General features: G+C 67.5%; 10 protein-coding genes. 8 read left to right on the top strand and 2 right to left on the bottom strand.

The window, feature by feature from the left end:
• On the top strand, positions 1 to 785 hold a 785-nt coding region (locus Q1V87_RS08205; protein ID WP_300591655.1), incomplete at its 5' end, for an arginase family protein.
• Positions 782 to 1,264 (top strand): Fe-S oxidoreductase, encoded by a 483-nt coding sequence (locus Q1V87_RS08200; protein WP_292711859.1) that lies wholly within the window; start codon positions 782 to 784, stop codon positions 1,262 to 1,264. The genes Q1V87_RS08205 and Q1V87_RS08200, both read left to right, overlap by 4 nt.
• Here Q1V87_RS08200 and Q1V87_RS08195 read toward each other — a convergent pair.
• Entirely contained in the window at positions 1,254 to 1,967 is a 714-nt protein-coding gene (locus Q1V87_RS08195) for a tyrosine-protein phosphatase (protein ID WP_300591654.1), read from the bottom strand. The two genes, Q1V87_RS08200 and Q1V87_RS08195, sit on opposite strands and share 11 nt — an antisense overlap.
• 110 nt (positions 1,968 to 2,077) lie before the next feature.
• Between Q1V87_RS08195 and Q1V87_RS08190 the strand changes: the two genes are divergently transcribed.
• The 6 genes from Q1V87_RS08190 to Q1V87_RS08165 all read left to right on the top strand — a co-directional run bounded on the left by Q1V87_RS08190 (position 2,078) and on the right by Q1V87_RS08165 (position 8,257).
• On the top strand, positions 2,078 to 3,025 hold the full coding sequence (locus tag Q1V87_RS08190) for an alpha/beta hydrolase (RefSeq protein ID WP_300591653.1): 948 nt from the start codon (positions 2,078 to 2,080) through the stop codon (positions 3,023 to 3,025).
• Between the two features lie 124 nt (positions 3,026 to 3,149).
• A complete protein-coding gene (locus Q1V87_RS08185; protein ID WP_300591652.1) occupies positions 3,150 to 4,658 on the top strand; it encodes an ABC transporter substrate-binding protein in 1,509 nt (502 codons plus the stop codon).
• 83 nt (positions 4,659 to 4,741) lie between these two features.
• Entirely contained in the window at positions 4,742 to 5,692 is a 951-nt protein-coding gene (locus Q1V87_RS08180) for an ABC transporter permease (protein WP_300591651.1), read from the top strand.
• Entirely contained in the window at positions 5,689 to 6,618 is a 930-nt protein-coding gene (locus tag Q1V87_RS08175; RefSeq protein ID WP_300591650.1) for an ABC transporter permease, read from the top strand. Before Q1V87_RS08180 ends, Q1V87_RS08175 begins: the two co-directional genes overlap by 4 nt.
• Positions 6,615 to 7,412 (top strand): ABC transporter ATP-binding protein, encoded by a 798-nt coding sequence (locus Q1V87_RS08170; protein WP_300591649.1) that lies wholly within the window; start codon positions 6,615 to 6,617, stop codon positions 7,410 to 7,412. Before Q1V87_RS08175 ends, Q1V87_RS08170 begins: the two co-directional genes overlap by 4 nt.
• Positions 7,409 to 8,257 carry an ATP-binding cassette domain-containing protein gene (locus tag Q1V87_RS08165; protein WP_300591648.1) on the top strand — a complete coding sequence of 283 codons (849 nt, stop codon included), beginning with the start codon at positions 7,409 to 7,411 and terminating at the stop codon, positions 8,255 to 8,257. Before Q1V87_RS08170 ends, Q1V87_RS08165 begins: the two co-directional genes overlap by 4 nt.
• Here the strand turns inward: Q1V87_RS08165 and Q1V87_RS08160 are convergent.
• The coding region (locus Q1V87_RS08160) for a GNAT family N-acetyltransferase (protein WP_300591647.1) at positions 8,190 to 8,637 on the bottom strand (448 nt) is incomplete at its 5' end. The two genes, Q1V87_RS08165 and Q1V87_RS08160, sit on opposite strands and share 68 nt — an antisense overlap.

Below are 8,637 nucleotides of genomic sequence, written 5' to 3'. Positions count from 1 at the left end.
AGGGCTCCGGATCGGCTCGCGCGATGCAGCTGATCGACGGCGCCGAAGCCATCGCGGGCGACCTTCCGGCTTCGGCCTGCACCCGGTTGGAGGTGCCGGTCGAAGCCGGTGAGAGCCAGGACACCGGCATCCGTCGAGCCAGCTCACTCGTGCGCATCCGAGACTTGGTCCGGGATGCTGTCGCGAGCCTGTCCGAGCCGGTGGTCGTGATCGGCGGGGATTGCGGGGTAACCCTCGGCGCGCTGGAGGCAGTCGCGGCTCCTGACGTCGCGGTTGTCTGGTTCGATGCCCACGCCGACCTGAACACCCCGGAGTCCTCGCCCAGCGGAGCGTTTTGCGGCATGGTGCTGCGCGCCGCTCTCGGAGGCGGAGCCGATCGACTCCGCCTCCCCCACGGCATCCTGACCCCTGACCGGGTCGTGCTGGCCGGCACCCGAGAACTCGACGACGCCGAACAGCAGTACGTCGACCAGCACAGCATCCGCCGGGTGCTGCCTCGGGACCTGGCCGATCCCGAGACGCTCGTCGCCGCGGTGGCAGCGACCGGCGCTGCACGGGCATACGTCCACATCGACATCGACGTCTTCGATCCCTCCGTCGTTACGGGAGTGTCCTCACCCGTGCCGTTCGGTCCGGATGCCGGCGAGGTCATCGCCGCAGTCCGAGCGGTACGTGATCGCTTCCCGCTCGTCGGGGCGACGATCGCCGGCTTCTCTCCCGCGTCTGCGGACACCGCGATTGAAGACATGCCGACGATCCTGCGCCTTCTCGGGGCGCTGGCGTGACCCCGATTCCGACGCCCCCACCGGGGTGGGAGGCTGCCGCGGAGCGGGCCGTCGCGCGAGGTCAGCTGCTGGATCGCTGGCTCCCGCTGCTGGACTCCCCGGTTTCGCGGGCAGGCTCCGTCATCGGAACCGCCATCGGCTTTGTCTGGGGCTTCCTCTGGAGCACAGGCAGGGTGCGAGTCCACCGGGGCGCCGACAGCACGGTGTTGTATGTCTTTTCCGGCATGCCCTCGTGGACGTTCCCCCGCGGCGGCGTGTGCGTCGGCGCCTGCTACCTCACGGCAACCAATGACGGCCCGCGCGTGCTGCGGCACGAGCTCGTCCACGCGCGGCAGTGGCGCCGCTACGGGATGCTGATGCCGCTGCTCTACCAGCTCTCGGGCCGCAACCCGCTAGGCAACCGCTTCGAGATCGAGGCGGGCCTCGCGGACGGGAACTACATCCCGCGCCAGCGACCGAAGAGAGCAGTCAGTCGATGAGCACCTCGTCCAGAGCGACGAGTTCGTCATCGCTCATGCCGTGGGCGCGCAGGTAGTCACGCGGCGAGCCGTAGGCCTCATCCAGGCTGTTCAGGAGCCCGGCGATCGCCTCTGCGGGCGACTTCGTGGCCAGTTCCTCGAGGTTGACCGAGTCCGGGTGGAACTGGCGGATGCGTGCCACGACGTCGCGGTTGCGCGATTGCGGCAGGAGCGCCTCCGTGCGCGCATAGTCGGCGATGACGGCATCCCTGTCGACTCCCGCGGCGGCCAGCGTGATTGCCACGGTGACACCCGTGCGATCTTTGCCGACCGTGCAGTGCACCAGGACCGGCTGATCGGCCAGCACTCCTCGCACGACCTCGACCACACGCCCCGCTGAGTCATCGACGAGCCGGCGATACATCTCCGTGAGCGGAACGTCCTCGACGAAGAACGAGCTCACCGAGCCCAGAAACAGGGGAACCCGCTGCACAACGAGCTCACGGTCATCGAATCGGCTCGGGGCACCGGCCACCTCGGCGTCGTCGCGAAGGTCGATGACCCGACGGATGCCGAGTCCCGAGAAAGCACGGATGCCGTCCTCGTCCAGCCGCGCGAGGTTTCCCGACCGGTACAACACGCCCTCCCGGGTCCGACCGGCGCCAGCACGCAGACCACCGGTGTCCCGGAAGTTGATCGCGCCGGAGATGTCGAGTGTGCTCACGTTCCTCGACCCTATCCCGGGCACGCTGGGCACGCGCGTGCCCAGCGTCTCCGGGTGCTCCGCGCGAGGGCCAGAATGGGGACAGCCGAATCAACCGAGGACGGACAACGATGACGACACCTGACGATGAATTCCGGTTCCTGCCAACAGACGCCGCCAGCGTCGGCGTGGCCGGAAACCTCCCACCGGTCGAGCGCGTGTCGCTCCTCCTCGACGACGGACGCACCCTGAGCGCTCTTCGCTTCGGTGACGAGCCCCCCGTTGTCACCTTCATCCACGGCGCGGGGCTCAATGCACACACCTGGGATTCCACGATCCTGGCGCTCGGCCTGCCTGCCCTCGCGATCGACCTTCCCGGGCACGGCGAGTCCTCCTGGCGGCCTGATGCTGCCTACACCGCGGCGAACCTCGCCCCCGATGTGGCAACGGGTATCCGCGCGTGGACGTCGGCGCCGCAGCTCATCGTCGGACACTCCCTGGGCGGACTGACGGGCGCGGCAGTTGCGGCATCCGTTCCCGAGCTCGTGACGCAACTGATCGTGATCGACATCACCCCCGGTATCGATCCGAACGCCGGGGCGGCACAGATCCGGGCGTTCTTCGCCGGCCCGACCGACTGGGCAAGCCGTGACGAGCTCGTCGATCGTGCAATGACCTTCGGCCTGGGTGGGGGGACCCGCGAAAAGGCCGAACGCGGCGTGTATTTGAACTCGCGAGTCCGCGAAGACGGACGCGTCGAGTGGAAGCACCACTTTGCTCACCTGGCCTCGGCCCTCGCGGCAGCGCCCGAGCTGGCCGCACAGGTCGATGCGCAGCAGGATGCGCTCTCCGAGATCCTCTCGGCGAGCGGATGGAACGACATCGCCGCCGTTTCGGCCCCGCTGTCGCTGATCCGCGGGGAGCGAGGTTTCGTGACGACCGACGATGCGGCAGAGTTCAGCAGGCGCCGACCCGACGCCGTTGTCGTCGCCCTTCCGACCGGCCACAACGTCCACGAGGAAGCACCGACAGCACTGGCACAGACCATCACCGAACTGTCGAGCACCGGGCAACGATGACGTCACGTTCTCCTCTCGATGAGGGGAACACAGCAACCGGACCCTAGAGTTATCTACCGCAGATCCCCTTTGTGCTCCGCGCGCCCACCAGCTTCGCCGCGGATGCCCCCCGGAAAGGACTCCCATGTTCCGCCGCACCGCTCTGGCCGCGTCGGCCTTACTCGCCGCGAGCGCGCTCGTTCTGACAGCCTGCACCGGAAGCACTGACCCCGCGTCGACGGCGACGGGGGCTCCCGACGCTGACGCATCGGTCGCGATCCGTCTCGTTCTGGAGCCGGGGAACCTCGACATCCGACAGACAGCTGGTGCCGCACTCGACCAGATCCTGATCGACAACGTCTACCAGGGGCTCGTCGGTCGCACCCCGGAGCAAGACATCGTCCCCGTTCTCGCGGAGGACTATGAGGTCTCGGCTGACGGCCTGACCTACACGTTCACCCTGCGTGAGGGAGTGACCTTCGGTGATGGCCAGTCGCTGACGCCGCAGGATGTCGTGTGGTCGCTGACGACCAGGCGCGATACCCCGGAGTGGGCCGACTCCGCTCGATTGGCGAACATCGCATCCATCACCGCCGAGGGGCAGGACATTACGCTCACCCTCTCCGAGCCCGACTCGAGCCTGCTGTGGAACCTGACCGGCCGTGCCGGACTGATTCTCAAAGAGGGCGACACAGTCGACTACGCCACGGCCGCCAACGGTACCGGCCCGTTCTTGCTCGACTCGTGGCGTCAGGGGGACTCGATCACTTTCGTCCGTAACGACGCCTACTGGGGTGAGAAAGCCAAGGTCGCCGAGGTGGTCTTCGACTACATCACCGAGACACAGGCAGCCCTCAACGCCGCTTCAGCTGGCGAGGTGGATGTCGTGACCGGGTTCGACGCGAACCTCACCGACCAGATTGAGGCAGATGGCGCGTTCACCGTTGTGACGGGGCCATCTACCGACAAGGGCACCCTCGCAATGAACCAGACCGCGGGCCCTCTTGCTGACCCGCGCGTGCGCCAGGCGATCCGCCAGGCCATCGACCACGACGCCTTCGTCGCTGCGCTGGGAGCCGGCCAGACGATGTATGGACCGATTCCGGAGCTTGACCCTGGCTACGAGGACCTCTCCGACGTGGCCCCCTACGACCCGGATGCCGCACGCGAGCTTCTCGCGGATGCGGGGTACAGCGATCTGGAACTCGAACTCACGATCTACAACGGCTACCCGACGCTGATTCCCCAGCTTCTCGTTTCCGACTTGCGTGAAGTCGGCATCACCCTCACGGTCAACAGCGTCGACTTCCCCACGTGGATCAACGACGTCTACGTCAACCAGGACTACGACCTGAGCTTCGTGCTGCACACCGAAGCCCGCGACTTCGAGAACTGGGCGAACCCCGACTACTACTTCACGTACGACAACCCCGAGGTGCAGAAGCTCTATCAGGAGTCGCTTGCCGCAACGGACGAGACCGAGGCTGCCGCGCTGCTGGCCCAGGCTGCCCGGATCGTGTCCGAAGACGCCGCTGCCGATTGGCTCTACAACGGAGCCTCCGTCGTCGCCGTCGGAACGAACGTCACCGGCATGCCGTCCATCAACGTCAACGAACGACTCAACCTCGCCGACCTCGCCAAGGTCGCGGGCTGAGGCGAGACTGACGGGGTCATCGTGATGCGTCGACCCGCGGCCGCCCCGGCGACGCGGGCGATGGGCCTGGTCGGGAGAGACAGGTGACCAGGTACGTCGTGACCCGGCTGGGGCTGCTCGTGTTGGGGCTCGCGGTGGCAAGCGCGATCATCTTCTTGACCCTTCGCGTTCTTCCCGGCGATGTGGCTCAGCTGATCGCGGGAACCAACGGTACGGCCGAGCAGATCGAGGCCATCCGCGAGCAACTGGGGTTGAACCAGCCGCTGATCGCGCAATACTTCGACTGGTTGGGCGGGGTTCTTGGAGGCGACCTCGGCACGTCTCTTCTCACCGGCACCCCGGTGGCGGAGGAACTCGCTGAGAAGGCGCAGGTCACGGTGCCGCTCGGCATCCTGTCGTTGACCATCGCTGTGCTCTTCAGCATCCCGCTCGGCGTGGCTTCGGCGATCTGGCGAGGCCGGCGCCGCGGCACGTTCATGAGCGTGAGCGCTCAGACGGTTGCAGCGGTGCCCGTTGTCTGGGCCGGCATGATGCTTGTCGTCGTGTTCGCCGTGTGGCTGGGATGGCTCCCCGCGCAGGGGTTCCCGCGCAACGGATGGGACGACCCAGCCGCGGCGATCCGCTCGCTCATCCTTCCCGCCGTCACGATCGGGATCGTGGAAGGCGCAATGCTCCTCCGCTTCGTGCGCAGCGCGACACTCCAGGCCATCGGACAGGATTACGTCCGCACCGCAGCCGCCAAAGGCCTGACCCGCACGACGGCGCTCATCCGGCATGGGTTGCCGAACGTCGGGCTGTCGGTCATCACGGTCCTCGGCCTCCAGGTCGCGGGCATCATCGTTGGCGCCGTGATCATCGAGCAGCTCTTCTCGCTCCCGGGCATCGGTCGGATGCTCGTGGACGACGTGGGAGCACGGGATCTTCCCAAGGTCCAGGGCGAGCTGCTGGCACTCACGGGCTTCGTCCTGATCGTGGGGTTCTTCGTCGACCTGCTCCACAGGATCCTCGATCCCAGGCAACGGGAGGCGTCGTGACTCTCCCTCCACGTGACGCACGCGGCAGGCGCCCGACGCGGACGCGGGCACGGTGGCTACGGCGCGTGTGGGCAGTGCCGACGGGACGCTTCGGGATCTGCGTCGCCGCCGCGATCATCCTGATCGCAGTGATCGCCCGGATCTGGACGCCATTCGATCCGCAACAGGTGAACGTGCAAGACCGGTGGCTCCCCCCGAGCTGGCCGCATCTGCTCGGCACGGATGGCGCGGGGCGCGACATCCTGAGCCTCGTGATGGCAGGGGCTGGCACAACCCTGTGGGTGGCAGTGGGGTCGGCGGTCGTCGCCACGGTGCTCGGCGTCGCGTTGGCAAGCCTCGGCGCCCTCACAACGCGCTGGGTTCGCGAATCGGTGGCGGTCCTGATCGACATCCTCGTGGCGTTCCCGGTGCTGCTGGTGGCGATGATGATCTCGGCGGTGTGGGGCGGATCGCTCTGGGTCGTGATCTGGTCGGTGGGCATCGGCTTCGGTGTCAACATCGCCCGCGTCACGCGACCCGAGCTGCGACGCGTCCTCCACAGCGATTTCGTGCTCGCAGGAACCGCGGCAGGCCTCACCCCGATGCAGAACCTCTGGCGCCACCTCCTCCCCAACGTCGCACCGGTGTTCATCGTGCAGCTGTCGTGGGCGATGGCCGTCGCGGTTCTTGCGGAAGCCGGCCTCTCATACCTCGGTTTCGGTGCGCCAGTGACCGAGCCCTCCTGGGGAGTCCTGCTTCGGGATCTGCAGCAGTATCTGACCGTCTATCCGCTTGCCGTGCTCTGGCCGGGCCTGGCGATCACGGTGACAGTTCTCGGGCTGAACCTGCTTGGCGACGGCATCCGTGAGGCATCCGACCCGACTCTGGCCTCGACGACCGGCGCCGCGCGAGTGTCGCGCACGCACATGCCCGAGGTGGTCTCATGAGCCTCGAGGTGCATGGGCTGACGATCGAGATCGGCGGCGAGCGCGTCGTCGACGGTGTCTCGTTCGAGGTCCCGGACGGCGGGACGGTGGGGCTCATCGGAGAATCCGGATCCGGCAAGTCCCTGACGGCGCTGGCGATCGTGGGGCTTCTACCCCAGGGTGCGCAGGCCTCGGGCAGCATCCGTTGGCGCGGACAGGAGGTTCTGGGCCTTCACGAGCGTGCTTTCGCCGCGCTCCGCGGTGACGAGATCGGCATCGTGTTCCAAGATCCGCTCACCGCGCTGAACCCGATCCGTACCGTCGGACGTCAGATCGGGGAGTCGGTGCAGATTCACGAGCGCCTGCGGGGTCGCGAGCTGCGGGCTCGTGTCGTTGCCGAAGCCGCCCGCGTCGCCTTGCCCGATCCGGAGGGTATCGTCCGCCGCTATCCGCACCAGCTCTCTGGGGGTCAGCGCCAACGCGTGGCAATCGCCATGGCGCTCGCGTGCCGGCCTCGTCTACTCATCGCCGACGAACCGACGACAGCGCTCGATGCGACGGTGCAGGCGGGGATCCTCGACCTGTTGCGCGGCCTCACTGCCGACGAAGACATGTCCCTGCTGTTCATCACCCACGACCTGGCGGTGCTCGCCCAGGTCGCGACTCACGCCGTGGTCCTCGAACGCGGTCGCGTCGTCGAGGCCGGTCAGGTTCCCCGCCTGCTGAGCGAGCCTCGCGCAGCTGTCACACAGGGACTCCTGCGTGATGCGACGGCGACGCTGTGGCGCGGCCAGACCCCGAGTGAGGACGCATGAGCACGGAGTTCGTCCGCGCCGAGGCCCTCACCCGACGCCACCGCACCCCTCCCACACGCCTATTCGCGAAGCCCGCTGTCACAACGGCACTGGACGCGGTAGATCTCACGCTCGAGGAGGGACACGCCCTCGGGGTGATCGGCGAGTCCGGGTCAGGCAAATCCACCCTCGTCCGCCTCCTCCTGGGCCTAGACAAACCGACCTCCGGTTCGGTGCACATCGATGGTCGCGAGGTCGACGCATCGGCATCTGCCAGGTCGCTCCGGTGGCTGCGGCGCGAGACCGGCATCGTGTTCCAGGATCCCTACGCTTCGCTCGACCCCCGCATGAGCGTGGGGCGTATCGTCGGCGAGCCGCTGTGGGCGCTGGGCATCGCCGGGGACCGGCGAGCGCGGGTGCGGGAGGTCCTCACCCAGGTGGGCCTGGACGCTGCGGCAGCCGACAGGTTCCCGCACGAATTCTCCGGCGGTCAGCGGCAGCGGATCGCACTCGCACGGGCGATCGCGCACCGACCGCGCATCCTCGTCGGGGACGAGCCGCTGTCGGCGCTCGACGTCACGGTGAGGGCGCAGATCCTTGGTCTGTTCGACCGACTCCGACAGGACGAGGGCATGACGATCATCATGGTCTCCCACGACATCGGCGTGGTTCAGAACCTCTGCGACCGGGTGGTCGTCATGAAGGACGGACGGATCGTCGAACGGGGCGAGACCGCCAGTGTCCTGCGTTCGCCAGAGGACGACTACACCCGAGCGCTCCTGGCCGCGATCCCGTCGATCACTCCCCCGCGCGAGGCTCCCGCGGACTCCCGCCGCGACGGAACAACCCCTTCTTCACCGGCTTGAGCGACTTCTGCAGGTAGATCGTTCCGAGCCACCGCCCGAACTTGAAGCCGACGCGTCCCATTCGACCGACCTCGGTGAAGCCCAGCCGCTCGTGAAGAGCAATCGAGGCCTCGGCGCCTTTGTCGCTGATCACGGCGACGATCTCGCGAATGCCCCTCTGCTGACAAGCCTCGATGAGTGCCTCGAGCAGGGCGCGACCGAGGCCCTTGCCTGCCGCAGCCTGACCCAGGTAGATCGAATTCTCGACGGTGTAGCGGTATGCGGACTTTCCTGCCCACGGCTGCACGAGCGCGTAGCCCAGGATCTGACCGGTCGGTGACTGAGCGACGAGAAAGGGCAGGTCGAGCTTCGCCAAGAACGCGAACTTCTCGCGCCATTGC

This window comes from Microbacterium sp., from assembly GCF_030149085.1.
Lineage (GTDB): Bacteria > Actinomycetota > Actinomycetes > Actinomycetales > Microbacteriaceae > Microbacterium.
Note: the sequence above shows the minus strand (reverse complement) of the source record. Positions and strands in the feature narration are given on the sequence as shown.